The following is a 16,092-nucleotide window of genomic DNA, read 5'->3' as shown; positions in this document are numbered from 1 at the left end:
TTCTAAGTCTCTGACTTTGGCGATAGCTCCCCAGCGAATGTAGCAGTAATAGGCTTCGGTCATGTAGGTTTTGGCGACTTTTTCTCTACCGAGGGCGAGGTAAAATTCGGCTGCACGTTCGTTGGCGAGGGCTTCTTCTTGGATAAATCCTTGTTCTTTGGCTCCGTTTATGGCTCGTTCGTAGTAGGTTATTGCTATCTCATTTTGTCCTAATACTCGCGCTTTTTCTGCTTCTACGAGTTCGTATTTGTGTTGGAAGTTCATGGGGGCGTGACTTGCCCAGGTTTTCATTTGTTTTTGATGGGTGGCTACTTGTTTCAGGTATTGTTTTTGTTCGGTTTTGGTGGTGGCTGGGTAGTGGGCGAGGATGGCTAGAGAGTAGTAAAATTTGTACTGAACAAAAAACAATGAACCACTTAAACTTTGTTGGTAATTCTCTGCTGATTGACCTGCTCTCACCGATAAGAGAAAATCTTTAAATAAATATAATACAATCACTTTGGCTATATAAATGTGCATTATCCCCGTAGGATTATTGGTTGCAATAAATACTGCCAGAGTTGTTTCTTCATTAAAACTGTCGCTTATTAGCAATTTATTATCACTAGCTTTTCTTAAAAGATTGAGCGTAAACTGATGCCATAAATTTATGATAACACCAAGAAACTCTTCTTTTAACTTTACTATTAAGTCAATGTATTCTGCTTGCTTTCGAGATAAATTATCTAAATTAACTTCCGTAAAAATACTATATGTGCAATAGTTAGTAGCACATTGGCAAGCGTAATGAATGTCTCCATTTAACAAACCGGCTTGGAATCCCTCTTCTAAAGATTGACGAACATTTATAATTTTTTCTTTCCAAATTATAACAAAAATATTAAACATCATGTAAACTTTGGCTTTGAGTTCTTTGGCGTTAAATTTATCTAATATTATTAAAGATAATTTACCAAATCGATACCCCGACTCTATGTCTCCTATAGCCGAACATAAAATAATGCTATAAGCTCCAAATATGTAAGCAGATAGAGATGAATTGCCATACTTTAAAGCAATATCCATCATTTTGAATACCATGAGAGGAAAAAGGAGAGGATTGACGCTAAAAGTAGCTGGCAGAACATTAATTAATATTCTCACAGCCGCAAGTTGATAGGGATCAGTCATTAAAGGAAGATCGATTAAATCTTCTAGTGAATAGCGCTCTAGCTTGAATTTTATCAAAATATAATTAAACATAATATTTAATTTGTTCGGCTGATTAGGCAAATCAATTTTTAACATTTTTAATATTTTTAAAGCTATATCAAGAGCCTTTTGCGGTTGATTTTGAGAATAATAAAAGCTAATTTTAAATTCATAAGCTTTGACTTTATCTAAAAGACTGTGAATTTGTAAAAACACAATTTCAGACAGTTTTTCCGCCCGCTCAAAATTAGTATTTAGATATTCTAACTCTAACGCTTCCAAATGAATATTTTTTGTTAATTCATAGTGACTTTGCCAGCCTGATTCTGGCAGAAGCTCTAAAGCCACATTCAAATACCCAATAGCTGCTTTATAAGCGGTCGCAGTTTTTGCTTTCTTTCCGGCTTTTAAATTAAAATTAGCTAGCTCTTTTTTTTCCAATTCAGATACGATAAACTCTCGTCCGATATTTACTTGATTGACAATATCGAAAATATTTTCTTCAAGATTTTCGCTCGGCGTATTTTTCCACACCAATTGACCGATTTTCAGGTGAGTTGGTTTTCTGCCTGCTTCTGGAATTAAAGAGTAAGCTGCTTGTTGTACTCTGTCGTGTAAGAACTTATAACCCACTCTCGATTTATCAAACAACAACTCGTTCTTATCATCTGGTTGAAACAATAAAGCTATTTTATAATCCTGATTTAACGGTAAAATTAATCCGGTTTGCAAAGCCGTCCACAAATCCTCTGCGGTATCGTGAGAAGATTTCTCATTGACAATCGCCAAAACATCCAAATTAAATCGGCTACCAATACAAGCTGCTAATCTCAGAACTTGCTGGGTATTATCTGGCAATTTACGAATATTCCTAGCTACCAGTTCGACTACATTGAAGTCGGTAATTCCTAAGCTTTGAATCTTCTCAATGCTCCACTGCCACTGATTTAATTCAAAATTAAAACTTAATGATTTTTCAGAGGCTAAAGTTTTAAATAGCTGCGTTAAAAAAAATGGATTTCCTTGAGTTTTATTATATAATAATTCAGATAGCTCGAAAATGCGGTTGCCGTTTATAGCAACCTCGCTCAAGGTATCGCCTACTAACTGACTGACATGAATAATATCTAAGGGTTGCAACACAACATTATTCACAGGAGAACCAGCTTTCTCAATTTTTTCTAAAGTTTGAATAGTCGGGTGAACTGGACTCACTTCATTATCTCGATAGGCACCAATCATTAACAGGTAATGATTATCCGAGTCCGTCATTAACTGTTCGATTACATTTAGAGAAGCTAAATCTGCCCATTGTAAGTCATCAAGAAACAAGACTAGGGGATGCGAGGGTTGAGCAAAAACGTAAATGAATTGCTGAAATATACGATTGAAACGGTTTTGGGTTTCTGTAGACCCTAATTGAGAAACTTCAGGCTGTTTGCCGAGAATTAGTTCCACTTCTGGAATAACGTCAATAATAATTTGCCCATTTTCGCCTAAAGCTACAAGCAGTTTCTCTTTCCAAACAGCAATTTCGTCATAATTTTGTGTCAATAGCTGCCGAATAAGTTCTTGCAAAGCCTGAGTAATAGCGGCATAGGGAATATCTCGCTTAAATTGATCGAACTTACCGCTAATAAAATATCCCCTTTGCCGAACAATTTGTTTGTGAATTTCCTGAATTACGCAAGTTTTGCCAATGCCAGAATAACCAGAAACTAGCATCATTTCGCTTTGCCCTAAGCTGACCCGCTCAAAGGCTTGTAAGAGAGTTTCCACTTCCGCTTCCCGTCCGTATAGTTTTTGCGGAATCAGGAATTGTCCAGTTTTATCCACTTTACCCGGAATAAAGTCTTCAATTTTTCCTGTTGTTTGCAGTTGCGTCAAGCATTCTTCTAAATCAGCTTTTAATCCCAAAGCACTTTGATATCTATCTTCAGCATTTTTAGCCAACAATTTTGTGACAATATTCGCTATGGTTATTGGTAATTCTGGATTGCGTTGGTGGAGTGGAATGGGGTTTTTTGCAATGTGGCAATGTATCAATTCCATTGGATCTAGTGAATTGAAAGGCAATTGACCCGTCAACATCTCGTAGAATGTGACACCCAAGGAATAAAAGTCAGTGCGATAGTCAAGGGTGCGGTTCATTCTCCCAGTTTGTTCTGGGGACATATAAGCAAGAGTGCCTTCAATGCAATTGGGATTCATGGGGCTTTGGGTTTCTCTTTCCAAGCTGGTAGCAATGCTGAAGTCTATAATTTTTATTTGCTTGGTTTGGGGATTTATAATAATGTTTTGCGGTTTAATATCTTTATGAATTACGTGATTCTGGTGCAGTTGGGCTAAAATTTCTGCTATCTGAATAGCAATATTTAGGAATTGTTTTAATTCAAGGTTTTCTGCATTGACAAATTTTTTTAATGACTGAGAGTCAAAGTATTCTAAAACCAAAACTAAACTATGTTGGTAGTTCGTTATTTCAATCGGTTTAATAATTTTTTCTATCTTTAAACTTTGAAGGATATTGTATTCATGTCGGAGGCGGGCGATTTCTTCTAGGGTGGGATAATCTGCTCTGAGAGTTTTGATAATTACGGGAGTATTATCTGAGGATCGTTCGGCTTGATAAATAACGGTTTTGAAGCCTTCGTAAATGGGTTGAAAAAGTTGGTAGCCGTTGAGTTTTAGCATAATTTTAGATGTGCAATTTTTTGATAATCAGACTGTCGAAAGTAAAAACAGCACCCATATAACCAATAAAAGTAGCACAAATTTATACAAAAATTATGTGATATAGAATACAGCATTTTCAGATAATTGAGGTAGGAATATGAAAGTATAGTGCTAGATAGCATAGATTTGTTAAGAAAAATGTATACAAAGACAAGAGCGACTGTTAACAATCGCTCTCGGTTTTTGGGGCATTTTCCCTACTGCGCGGTGTATCCGCCGTCAATCACCATGTTATGCCCTGTAACAAACGAAGCTTTTTCCGAACATAGCCACGTAACAGCATTAGCAACCTCCTCTGGCTGACCGATACGTCCCACAGGATGCTGTGCTTCTATATAAGCAAGTTGGTCTATGGGGATATTCATATTTAGAGCCTCAGTCTGGATGGCTCCTGGACTAACAGCATTGATGCGGATGCCAGACTTAGCATACTCCATCGCTGCGGTTTGGGTTAAAGCAATAATCCCGCCTTTGCTAGCTGAATAGATAGAAAAACCAACCAAGCCAGTAATTCCAGCTATAGATGCTATATTCACGATAGCACCGCCTTGTTGGAGCATAGCAGGGATCTCATATTTGAGACAAAGCCAAGTTCCTTTAAGGTTTACATTAGTTATGCGATCCCAATCTGATTCTAAAAGAGTTGTAATCGAACCTCCTACAATTACGCCAGCATTGTTACAGGCGTAGTCTAAACGACCATAAACTTCCACAGTTTTGTCAACCAATGCTTTTACATCAGCCTCCTGAGAAACATCAGTTTTCACAAAAATAGCCTCCCCTCCTCTTTCACAAATTTCATGGACTGTTTGTTCCCCTTCCGCAACTCGGCGACCAGCAATTACTATATTTGCTCCAGCGCTAGCAAATGCGAATGCTATTGCTTTGCCAATACCTGATGAACCTCCAGTAACAAGCGCAACTTTTCCATCGAATTCTCTTGAGTAGAACATCATTAAACTCCTTATTTTTGATGAGTTAAAATCTGGATGTGTCGAGAGTAAAAATATTTTTTTTTATTGATTACTCCCCCGACAAGCAAAGAATTACCACAAAACATTACTTATTCAAATGGTAAATTCTTTACATTAGGACGCGATCAAACCATTACTGCTGCCGGAACATTGATGAAGCTTGGCGATGGAGTTGGCATGGGGCCTAATGCAACTTTCCCCCAGCGGATAACCATTGCAGCAGCATTACCCACAAAACCATGAGCGTAAACAAGAACCAAATCACCCTCGTTAATTTTTCCTAGCTTTGCTGCATGATGCAAAGCAACTACAACCGAAGCTGTAGAAATATTAGTATAGTGAGGGTAAATATTGATTGTTTTCGCAGGATCAATACCTAACTCTTCTACGCAGAAATCAACGTACCATGCTGTCGCAGCATAAAAAATAAAGAAATCGATTTCCTTCAAAGTCACGTCAGCATTTTCTAAAGCACCAGTACAGCACTTACGAAAGTATTTCGTGAATAATTCTGGCATTTTTTTACCAGCTTCTTTGTTTGCCCGAACCATGAATACTGGTTGACCTTGAACGTCAGTTGTGAGGTCTGCGGAAACAGCCCCACACGATTCTTTAGTGTTGATAATTTCTGACCCAATAAGTCCTTGATTTGCTTCAAGTTTACCAACCAAAAAAGCACCTGCTCCATCACCGGAGAAGATAGAAAAAGCTTCTCCCTTACAGAATCGAGAGTATGTGCATGAAACTACGACCAAAATATTTTTGTATCGTCCAGATGCAACTCGCAAGCAAGCATCTTCAAGAGCAAAAAGTGAACCAGCACAGCTTGAACCGAGATTGAAAGCCGGACATTCTAGGTTTAATTGCTTTGCTAGATAAGCTGCATTTCCTGGAATAATATGATGTGGAAACATTGAGGAAACAATCATTAAATCAACATCCCAAACAGTCAGATTTGCTAATTCAATAGCTTGTAAAGCTGCATTATGTTCAAGAGTTAATGAAGTCTCATCACCACTAATAATCCGGCGCTCAATACTACCTCGAAAAGGATCGGATACGTATGGGAGCATCGTCTTTGTCCAGGCATTCGTTTCAGCACCTTCTACAGGTGTAAAAGCCTTGGAAAAACTTGCTTGTTTTGTTGTATCGAAGAGTTCTGGATAGTTTTCTAAAAAGTAATTATTTCCAATAACTTCTTTTGGAAAGCTAACAGCTATTGATCGAATACCTACTGATTGAGACATGACAATGTAACTCGTTTTGAAATTGTAAACTTTTGTGCAATTAAGAGTAGGGTGTCTAACCGCGATAGGTTAAAAATTCGCAGAGCATAACTCAAGGTAAGACACCCTAAAGAGTTGGAAACCTGACTAGGATAGGAGCTTAATTATGCGCCTCGCGCAAAACTCGCCTCAAAACCTTACCCGTCGCATTTTTTGGAAGCGCGTCAACAAACCGGACAAGGTGAGGAACCTTATAAGCCGCTATCTGTTTCGAGCAGAAAGAAATCACATCCTCTGGCGCTACAACTTGCCCATTATTAAGGACAATATTCGCCAAAATGCTCTCGCCTTTAACCTTGTCAGGAACGCCACAGATAGCCACTTCCGCAACCGCTGGATGTTGAGAAATTACCCGCTCCAATTCACTCGGATAAACCTTAAATCCCGAAACATTGATCGTGTCCTTCAAGCGGTCAACAATGTAGAAATAGCCCTCTTCATCCATCCGACCCAAATCTCCAGTATGAAACCAACCATTTGACATAACTTCGGCAGTTTCAGCAGGACGGTTCCAATAGCTCGACATCACATTCGGGCCGCGAATAATAATCTCGCCAACTTCTCCGACATCAACTTCTGAACCCTCAGTATCCACCACCTTCATTTCCACATTATCAATTGGCATCCCAATCGAACCAGGCTTATATTTCAAGTAATGGTTGTAACAAGAAAAAGGCGAAGTTTCCGTCAAACCGTACCCTTCATGAATCACCAAACCATACTGTTCTTGCCACTGCTCTACAACTTCCAAAGGCATTCTAGCAGCAGCGCTAAAATAATAGCGTACTGAGTTAAAGTTGCATTCATCCGGCGACATTTCTAACAGCTTGGCAAAGGCAGTCGGGACTCCAAAAAACATGGTAATCTGCTCTGAAACCGTTACCTTCAAAACTTCTGCTGGATAAAATCTGCGCTGCAAAATGATAGTCGCACAAGCATTTAATCCCGCATTTAGAATGAAATTCTGACCGAAACAATGGAACAATGGTAAATACAAAAGCAACCGATCTTCAGCCCTCATACCGCAGCAGTGCTTGACAGAGTGCATATTTGAAGTCACATTGCCATGAGAAAGCGCAGCTCCTTTAGGAAAACCAGTCGTCCCCGATGTATAGATAATTGCAGCGGGTTCTGTAGGTTCCATTTCAACAGCTTTAGCTTCTGCTGAAGCTAAAGCTATCAGTTGTAACAAACTGATTTCTTTACAACTTAAACTCAGCTTACTTCCATAAATATGAGAAGAATGATTGACAACCACACTCGGCGGCTTAATAACTCCATCTTCAGCAATCAAAATGTATTGAAGATAAGCTAAATCATCATCAGGCACTTGTATTCGCAATGATTCTGTCGCAATTACTATCTTAGCAGCACAGTCATTGAGAATAAACCGAACTTCATCAGTTTTGAGCATCGCATTGATAGAAACTGCGACAGCTCCAATCTTTAAGATGCCCAGATAAGAGATGACAAATTCAGGAATATTAGGCAGGAATAGAGCGACGCAATCTCCCCGTTTGATCCCCAATCCTTGCAAACCATTAGCAGCACAGTTTGCCAATTGATTTAGTTGCTTGTAACTAAAAGATTTACCTTCAAAAATCAAAGCCGTTTTCTCAGGAAAAAATCTACACCCTCTCTCGATATGCTCTGCAATATTCATCCCTATTTTATCCTCGGTAAAATTGCTGCCAAACAATAGGTTTTGTGTTCATGATTTGGATGCACTGGTGCACCATTGCTAAGGCAAATAGAAAACCACTAACTAAAGCCTTTGAGTAATGTTTATTTTCTAACGAAACATCCCGCATACAACTAGGATTAATTGCCTGAGAAATTTGTTGCCAATCTCTCGGTTCAAGTTGATAAATTTTGACGCACTGGCGCACAGTATCAGTCAAAAAGTGTTGGTGACTTGGAAATCTCTCTGCTTTTTTAGTGGGATAAATATCTAGCTGAAAAGCAGTTTCAGAGATATTAGCTGAAATATTGTGAGTAACCATTTTTGTGCCTTTCTAGTTAATATTCAACAAGTTCAACAATCCTTTACAGCCGCAAAATTGCGAATGCTTGCGTAAAAGACAAGCAGCTCTGAAAAAGTTAAAAATTTAACTCTTTATTACGCCATTTTGCAGGCTATTCTTAGGTACAAATGGATTGTTTTATGCAGGAAGAGGGGAAAAAAGAATAAATAGGTAAGTGCAACTTAAACTAATGTTAAACCTTCAGTCTACTAGGGATTAAAACCCCTGGTGGCTTTCAGCTTAAGTTAACACCAAAACTTCTTCCCCTTCCCCTTCCTCTTCCTACTTCAAACTTGATAAAATTTGGTTCACAGCTTGTACAATTCGTCCTTCCTGTGCAATGTCAGCAGCAATCATGGCAATGTGTATATCCAAAGATTGCTCGTTGTCATTCCAGATGTAAGATCGATCGACATTAGGCGGCTGTCCTACAACTTCGCGCACAGCTTCATATAGCGGTAAGCTAAGTGGCGACAAACATTCCCGCGCGTCATAGTGACCCGCAACTTCATGGGTTCGCAAGTCAACAGCTTGGACGGCAAACATTAGGGAAATTGCCATATATTGCTGGAACAATTCAATTGAGCGACGAGCTAAATTTGCTGAAGCGAATCCTTGGCTATTGATATTCTGATTGAATTGTTCCGCGTGAGTGGGAAAGCGGTCAGCAATTGAGTTTCCGTAAAAAGTCAATAGTGGCATAATTGAGTTTCCAGCTATTTGCAGACCTTTTAATCCCATGTTGACCTTACGGCTGGTGTTGCCAACCAAAGAAGGCGACAAACCATTATTAAATTCAGGTGCAGCTAACAGCGCAATTTGCACATCCAAATGCTTAGCCAGCAGACCTAAAAGATAGCGCAACCTATCCATCCCAACGCCAACATATTGCCCTAAGAAATTGCCACCGTGATAGCTAGCTTGATTCTCAGTATCGATTAAAGGGTTATCAGTAACAGAGTTAACTTCAACTTCAATCTGTTGGGCAATTTCTGCAATTCCATCCACAATCGGCCCTATGTACTGAGGCAAACAACGCAGTGAATAACGGTCTTGTATCGGATGCTCGCCGCGAGCATCATGCTGCCCATCTAACTCATCTCGATTCAAGCAGGAACCTGCGAGGAGTTCAACCATTTGGGAAGCCGCCCACACTTGACCAAAATGAGGTTTAAGCTTGTGAATGAAGGGGTGAAAAGATTGATTTGTCGCGCCTAATCCTTGGATCATCAAAGCATGAGTACCCATTGCTAAGGCAAGCATTACTTGCGAATCCCGAACGCAGTTGGCAGCAATGCCAGTCATTACAGATGTACCATTAACCATTGCTAACCCTTCTTTGGGTCGCAAATCAATTTTTGGTAAATCTAATAATTCCAGCGCTTGAATTGCTGACATTTCTCTGCCATTAAAATCCACAGTAAAACTGTCATCTAAACCTATTAATGCCCCTGTGATTTGCGCTAGGGGAACTAAATCCCCGGAAGCGCCAATGGAGCCCAATTCACAAACGTGAGGCGTAACTCCTGCGTTGAGAAATACGATCATCCGTTTAATTAACTCCAGCCTAATTCCTGAAGCACCTTGGAGGTGGGAGTTAATTCGCAAGAGCATGGCGGCGCGGACGCAAGCTGTGGGCAGCTTTTGCCCTGCCCCAGCTTTGAGAAACCAAATCAAATTGTTTTGTAAACTTGCGGCCTCTTCAGGTGCAATCTCTGTATTGGCCATCCCACCAAAGCCAGTGGTGACTCCATAAATTGCTTTTCCCGACTCCACAGCATCCGTAATGTAATCGCAGGATGCTTGCACTCGTTCCGCAACATCGCTTTCATCATTCAACCGCACTCTGGTTCCACAGCGGGCAACCCTGGCGACTTCCTCTACACTTAGCCGTCGGTTCCCGACAATTACCGCACTCAAATTAGGCTCAAGCCATTGCAGTAATTTTTGAGAAATCGGCTCAGTTAAGTTTGTTGACATTTTATAGCTCCCAAATTCATAGACACTGTGATTAAAATCACACTCAACCCAAAAACACAATGTTAGTTTGACTCTAAGGACAGAGAAATATGACTCGAAACCATACTCTGCCATTTGTATTCAAATCTTCTACTTCCTTTCGTAAAACAAGCAGCAGCCATTAAACATCTCCGATAATGAGTCTGCAAGCCTTATTGAGTCTAGGCTGAAACTTAAAATTCGGTTGATGCTTATTGTTCTCAGGGAAAAATAAAACTGCGCCGACACTACATTATGCGGGCAGAGTTATAATTGATTGAGTTATTAAAGCTGTTTGGCTGTTACTGGTCTCTGTTAATCAGTAACCTAAGAACGATACCACCGTTAAAGGCTAATCATAGATTTTTGTCACAAAACGTTACAATGATTTCCGAACTTTTTAGGGTGACTATTGAACGCTACGGGATATCTGGGAAACAGTTATCCAAGTTTTCAGGCGTTAGCGAGAATCATATTTCAGAGTTTAGGCGGGGGAAGACGGGCATCTCTACTGAGGTGCTGTGGAAATTAATCGAGGCAATGGACGAGATTAAGCCGGGAGCCCGCGCTTACTTCTGTGCCCGGCTGACGGGGGGAGAGGGATTTGGCAATGGCAGCCAGATGTCAGTGCCAAAGCAACTAGAGTCTTTACTAGATATGCAGAACTTGGTTGATAGTCTCTCTGACGACAGTTTGGCCTTGCTGCTGATGGTAGTGGCAGCGCGAATTAAGAATGGTGTTTCCTCTCATGGGAAAGGTTTGGAGCTAATTGGCTGATAATTTTACCGCTAGTTTGTCCTGGCAGTAATTTACCAGCCCTTGCCTAATTAATCAAATTATTGCTGAAAACGGATTAAGATAGATTACCCCGATCGACTGATTTTTTGTCCGCTCTTAAAATCAGTAAAATCCTTTAATTTATCTTAATCCGTAAATATTTAGGAATTATTTTTCAATTGGGGCAGTAGTTTGGTAAAGAAGTGCGATAATGAAAGTAGATTCTATCCTCAAACCCTATCAACGCTTCGGTGTAAATCTCGGTCTAGACAGAATTCAACAACTCTTAGATAAATTAGGCAACCCTCACCAAAAAATCCCTATTATTCATGTCGCAGGTACAAATGGCAAAGGTTCCGTTTGTGCCTATCTTTCTTACATATTAACTGCCGCAGGCTATGAAGTTGGTCGCTACACTTCTCCCCATTTAATTGACTGGAATGAACGCATCTGTATCAATCAAAAACCCATTTCATCAGAACAATTAGAAGATTATCTTTTACAAGTAGTAAACGTTGTTAATAATAAAGATAGTGAATCTCCTACCCAATTTGAAGTATTTACCGCCGCCGCTTGGCTATATTTCGCCGAAAAAGAAGTAGATATTGCCGTCATAGAAGTTGGGTTAGGCGGAAGATTAGATGCAACTAATGTCTGCGAAACTCCTCTCGTTTCCATCATCACTTCCATCAGTCGCGAACACTGGCAAGTTCTCGGCCCAACTTTAGCAGATATTGCAGGTGAAAAAGCAGGTATTCTCAAACAAAATTGCCCTGCTGTCATCGGACAATTACCTCTAGAAGCTAAAGCAGTTATCGAAAAACGCCTTGAACAATTAAACTGTCCTGCTATCTGGCCAAAACCTGCATTAGATTTAGGAGAAAATTGGGTAGAATATCAGCCAGAACCAGATACTAACATTAATTTACCAACACCTGCGATCGCAATTAAATACCCTTTAACACTATTAGGGGAAATTCAATTAATGAACTCAGCCCTCGCGATCGCAACTTGCCAAATTCTCCAGCAACAAGGGTGGAAAATTTCGGAAACTGCTATCCAAAACGGGATGGAAAATACTAAATGGCCTGGTCGTCTGCAATGGACAACTTGGGGAAATCATAAACTATTAGTTGACGGCGCTCACAACCCAGCCGCTGCTATCGCCTTACGTCAATATGTCGATACTCTAGCTCATTTATACCCGCAAAAAAAGGGCAAATCTTGGGTAATGGGTATGCTTTCTACTAAAGACCATGCTGATATTTTTAAGGCTGTGTTGGCAACAGGCGATCGTCTTTATTTAGTACCCGTACCTGACCATAGTTCTGCTGAACCAGAAGAGTTAGCCAAGTTAGCTTTAAGTATCTGCCCAACATTATCTCATTGTCAAACTTATCCAGATTTACTCACAGCTTTAGATACTGCGATTGGCGAGGATTTAACTGTCCTTTGTGGTTCTCTTTATCTTATTGGCTATTTCTTTCAGCAGCAGGAGCAAGATTGACTGTTAAATATTAACTATAGCTTGTAAGGTGGGCGATCGCCGCAAATGATATATGGGTAAAGTATAAGCTTGTTTGCGGCTAGCGCCCACCCTACGTTTAACTTACTACGTTTAACTTACTGCTTACCAAGCAGCCAAAAGGGAAAAGATTGTGTTGGTTCTAGAACAACACCAGTCACACCTTTTTGAGCAAAAACATAATCCTTATCTTGCCATAAAGGAATGAACGGAACATCTTTAGCTAATATATCTTGAATTTCGCCAAAAATAGCTTTGCGGGTGGCGGGATTCTGCTCTTGTCGCTGCTTAGAAATCAGTTGATTCACGCGATCGCTATAGTAAAATGAACCCTGACCCTGACTCGCTCCCTCTTGACATCCCGCCGCCGCTGAGCCTTTACTACAACTCAGAAATGGCTGAATGTAATTGTCAGCATCAAAGTAGTCAGCAACCCAATCCACTAAAGCAGAAGGATAAATCCCTTTATCCAGATTTTGAAACAAAGTGGGAGCTTCTACACCATTAACTTCTATTTGCAACGCCCCATCTAATTTTTGTTGAGCAATTGCCTTCAGAGTATTCGCCACCATTGCCCTTTTGGAAGAAGCGGAAGGATACCAAATTTGTAGTTTTACAGGATTAGCAGCCGAGAACCCAGCCTTCTTCAAAAGTTCTTTTGCCTTAGCTGCGTTAGCCTCTTGATACTGTTCTTTAAAAACTGGCTTTTGTACATCAAATGTGGTAGGAATTAGGCTATAAAGAGGTTCCGCTTGTCCTCGCAATACCCGTTCGTTAAGCAATGGGCGGTCAATAATTGTGGCGATTGCCTGCCTTACTGCTAAATTATCCAAAGGTTTAGACTTGAGGTTGAGTACCATATAACTCACCGTATTACTTTTAGCTGCGATCGCCTGCCAATTGCCTTTTTTACCTCTCTCTTCCAAGTTACGAATTTGGTCAGCATCTAGAGACAAATAAGCCACATCTACTGCACCTGTACGAAAAGCATTAAACAAATTTGCAGGCGTAGAAAGGAACTGAACGTCAATTCCTTTATTGGCGGGTTTATTCCCCCAATACTTATCAAAAACATCTAATTTTAAAGAATCGCTACCATATTTTGCTAGCTGATAACGACCCGTTCCCACAAAAGTATCCGGTTTAAATTTACCCGGGCCAATTTCGTAAGCTTTAGGAGAAATTGCACAAGCACCCGCAAATCCTAGTAGGGAAGGAAAAGCAGCAAAAGGTTGTTTCAGCTTAATTGTTAACTCAAATTCACCAGTGGCCTTAATAGATTCCACAGCATCAGCTAACAAAAATGCTGGACGACCTCCATTTTTAATAAATCGTTCTAGAGAAAATACCATTGCCTCAGCATTGAATGCCGTATCATCATGGAAAGTAACGCCTTGACGTAGTGGTATAGTATAAGTTAAAGCATCGGGACTAATTTTAGGCATTGCTGTTGCTAATTGTGGAATTAGCTTAGTAGTTCCCGACTCGTAAGTGTAGAGGCGATCGCCCAAATTGTAAAGCAATCCACCTGATATTTGTTCATAAGCATCAGCAGGATCGATCGTCCGCAGTTTCAGCGTTGTACCAATTGTAATTCTTCCCGTTCCCGCCTCTGTATTTGTAGAATTAACTGATTGAGTTGCCGACTTTCCGCAACTCACAACTAGGAAGCAGCAAAGGCAAAATATACCAATAAATTCTAATATACCAATCCGCTGAATTTTAAGCTTAGCGGTGTAATTTTCTAACATTTCTTTTATACCCATCAGATCGTTTTTAACTTTATTAGGACTAATATCCGTAACGCCGCCCTGGCCGGTATCTTTAACCGCCCAGAGGGCGGCGTTACATCATAACTATGTAAGTCTTGACTTTAAATATTACGATGATTATGGCACTTTGCACAACACTTTATTTTTTATTTTTTAACAATCCAGCAGGGAAAACTTTTTTGCCCTTTACCTTGCCTAAAAATCTTTGAGTAGGGATCGCCAATCTCGACACCGTTTTAGATAAATTTGAGACACCCGATCTTCAGGGTTTTTTTGCAAACATTCTTCAAACAGTTTGCCCGCCTCTCTCACGCTCTTCTGATGGTAAAGCAACATAGCTTCCTCATATCTTTTCAAAGTTCCTAACTTACCTTCTCGAACTTCTGGGGGGTCAGAATCAAATACTTCGTACACTGTCACAAACTCTGACTTCCCCTTAACCTTTACTTGGTCAACGATACGGATAGAATAATCCGCAGGATTATGTAAGCGCGAAAATGTTTGGTTAGAAATTAACATTTGCACCCCGTACTCTTTCGTCAACCCTTCAATCCTAGATGCTAAATTAACAGCATCACTAATAACTGTACTGTCCATCCGGTTTTGTCCACCCACAGTACCTAGCATCAAAGTACCTGTATTGATCCCCACCCCAATTTTAATCGGCACGTAGCCCGAATTTTGGCGCTGTTGATTGTAATCTGCCAGAGTTTGCAGCATCGAAATTCCAGATTGAACTGCACCATCTGCCTCGCCATTAAATAGAGCCATAATTGCATCGCCAATATATTTATCAATAAAACCATTATTTTCAGTAATTGCAGGCTCCATTCGACTGAGATAAGCATTAATAAATTTAAAATTTTCTTCTGGAGTTAAAGTTTCTGAAAGCGAAGTGAAATCACGAATATCAGCAAACAGCACTGACATTTCCTGCTGTACTTGATCTCCTAATTTGACATCAACAATGCTTTCATATCCTAAAAAGTAGAGAAATTGGTGAGGAACAAACCGCCCGTAAGCATCGGTTAGTTCTAATTCGGCATCTAGAGCTTTTTCCAAATTCAAATTTAGCTCAAAGAGTTCGTTAGTGAACCTTTGGCGCTCAGCTTCTGCTTTTTTGCGATCGCTAATGTCTTGAAAAACGGAAATCGCATAGATCACTTTACCATTGCTATCAAATATTGGCGTTCCTCTACTTTCTAGAGGTATAATCAGATCGCCTTGGTGGACTTCTATATCATCAGCCATTGAGGTTTCGCCATTCAAAGCCCGCGATATTGGCAATTCTTCAACGGGGTAAAGATGAGGGCTATTTGCGACATAAAGTTGATAAATGTCGGGTATTTTGTAAACTGTAATTGATGGCACAACTCCCTTGCCAAGTAATTGCACGGCGGCGCGATTAGCGTAGTAGGGTTTACCAGTAGCATCCAACACAGCTACTCCTACGGGTATTGCTTCCAGAAACTGAGCTAACTTTGCCTCGCCTTCACGTACCGCCTCTAATGCTTTATCGTGTAACTCGGCTTCAACACTATCGGAGTGTAAGGAGGTAGTTTCCAGCAAAATTTCCAAGTCAGTTTTTTCCCTTTTCAGGTTTTCTACTTCTTGGCGCAGTTTTTCTATCTCCAAAAGTAGCTCTTCTTTAGACAGTTGTTCTTCCTGCATTGTCTTGGAATTTGCGCCTTGACAAAGATTATATATGTCACTGTAGTTGGTGATACACCCTACCATAGTTTCTATTGGTATGAAGTTAGAGCAGAAGGCAAAAGCCAGAAGCCAAAAGCCAAAAGGCACAGGCTAAGG

The 16,092-nt window shown here is 40.2% G+C and carries 10 protein-coding genes; 2 read left to right on the top strand and 8 right to left on the bottom strand.

Annotated features, from left to right (window positions below; genetic code table 11):
* The 6 genes from OSCI_RS00445 to OSCI_RS00420 all read right to left on the bottom strand — a co-directional run.
* The coding region (locus OSCI_RS00445; RefSeq protein WP_039961408.1) for an ATP-binding protein at positions 1-3,885 on the bottom strand (3,885 nt) is incomplete at its 3' end.
* A 239-nt stretch (positions 3,886-4,124) separates the two neighbouring features.
* Positions 4,125-4,880, bottom strand: a complete 756-nt coding sequence (locus OSCI_RS00440) for an SDR family oxidoreductase (RefSeq protein ID WP_007352859.1) — start codon at positions 4,878-4,880, stop codon at positions 4,125-4,127.
* A 146-nt stretch (positions 4,881-5,026) separates the two neighbouring features.
* Entirely contained in the window at positions 5,027-6,148 is a 1,122-nt protein-coding gene (locus tag OSCI_RS00435; RefSeq protein ID WP_007352858.1) for a 3-oxoacyl-ACP synthase III family protein, read from the bottom strand.
* A gap of 139 nt (positions 6,149-6,287) precedes the next feature.
* The gene (locus OSCI_RS00430) at positions 6,288-7,850 is read right to left on the bottom strand and encodes a class I adenylate-forming enzyme family protein (RefSeq protein ID WP_007352857.1); all 1,563 of its coding nucleotides are present in this window, start codon (positions 7,848-7,850) and stop codon (positions 6,288-6,290) included.
* A 7-nt stretch (positions 7,851-7,857) separates the two neighbouring features.
* The gene (locus OSCI_RS00425; protein ID WP_007352856.1) at positions 7,858-8,190 is read right to left on the bottom strand and encodes a hypothetical protein; all 333 of its coding nucleotides are present in this window, start codon (positions 8,188-8,190) and stop codon (positions 7,858-7,860) included.
* A 303-nt stretch (positions 8,191-8,493) separates the two neighbouring features.
* Positions 8,494-10,191, bottom strand: coding sequence for an HAL/PAL/TAL family ammonia-lyase (locus OSCI_RS00420; RefSeq protein WP_007352855.1), 1,698 nt, complete (start codon positions 10,189-10,191; stop codon positions 8,494-8,496).
* 384 nt (positions 10,192-10,575) lie between these two features.
* On the opposite strand from OSCI_RS00420, the gene OSCI_RS00415 reads away from it, so the two are divergent.
* On the top strand, positions 10,576-10,986 hold the full coding sequence (locus OSCI_RS00415; RefSeq protein WP_234708675.1) for a helix-turn-helix domain-containing protein: 411 nt from the start codon (positions 10,576-10,578) through the stop codon (positions 10,984-10,986).
* A 211-nt stretch (positions 10,987-11,197) separates the two neighbouring features.
* Positions 11,198-12,493, top strand: a complete 1,296-nt coding sequence (locus OSCI_RS00410; RefSeq protein WP_007352853.1) for a bifunctional folylpolyglutamate synthase/dihydrofolate synthase — start codon at positions 11,198-11,200, stop codon at positions 12,491-12,493.
* A 116-nt stretch (positions 12,494-12,609) separates the two neighbouring features.
* On the opposite strand, the gene OSCI_RS00405 is transcribed toward OSCI_RS00410, so the two are convergent.
* A complete protein-coding gene (locus OSCI_RS00405; RefSeq protein ID WP_007352852.1) occupies positions 12,610-14,262 on the bottom strand; it encodes an ABC transporter substrate-binding protein in 1,653 nt (550 codons plus the stop codon).
* Between the two features lie 216 nt (positions 14,263-14,478).
* Positions 14,479-15,954 (bottom strand): adenylate/guanylate cyclase domain-containing protein, encoded by a 1,476-nt coding sequence (locus OSCI_RS00400; RefSeq protein ID WP_019487471.1) that lies wholly within the window; start codon positions 15,952-15,954, stop codon positions 14,479-14,481.
* Between the last annotated feature and the right edge of the window lie 138 nt (positions 15,955-16,092).

Origin of the sequence: Kamptonema sp. PCC 6506 (genome assembly GCF_000180455.1) — a bacterium.
Classification (GTDB): Bacteria; Cyanobacteriota; Cyanobacteriia; order Cyanobacteriales; family Microcoleaceae; genus Kamptonema; species Kamptonema formosum.
Note: the sequence above shows the minus strand (reverse complement) of the source record. Positions and strands in the feature narration are given on the sequence as shown.

Excerpts from the sequence above, each read along its gene's own strand:
- OSCI_RS00435 (WP_007352858.1), bottom strand. The coding sequence starts at position 6,148 with ATGTCTCAATCAGTAGGTATTCGATCAATAGCTGTTAGCTTTCCAAAA.
- OSCI_RS00410 (WP_007352853.1), top strand. The coding sequence starts at position 11,198 with ATGAAAGTAGATTCTATCCTCAAACCCTATCAACGCTTCGGTGTAAAT.
- OSCI_RS00405 (WP_007352852.1), bottom strand. The coding sequence starts at position 14,262 with ATGTTAGAAAATTACACCGCTAAGCTTAAAATTCAGCGGATTGGTATA.
- OSCI_RS00420 (WP_007352855.1), bottom strand. The coding sequence starts at position 10,191 with ATGTCAACAAACTTAACTGAGCCGATTTCTCAAAAATTACTGCAATGG.
- OSCI_RS00400 (WP_019487471.1), bottom strand. The coding sequence starts at position 15,954 with ATGCAGGAAGAACAACTGTCTAAAGAAGAGCTACTTTTGGAGATAGAA.
- OSCI_RS00430 (WP_007352857.1), bottom strand. The coding sequence starts at position 7,850 with ATGAATATTGCAGAGCATATCGAGAGAGGGTGTAGATTTTTTCCTGAG.
- OSCI_RS00425 (WP_007352856.1), bottom strand. The coding sequence starts at position 8,190 with ATGGTTACTCACAATATTTCAGCTAATATCTCTGAAACTGCTTTTCAG.
- OSCI_RS00440 (WP_007352859.1), bottom strand. The coding sequence starts at position 4,880 with ATGTTCTACTCAAGAGAATTCGATGGAAAAGTTGCGCTTGTTACTGGA.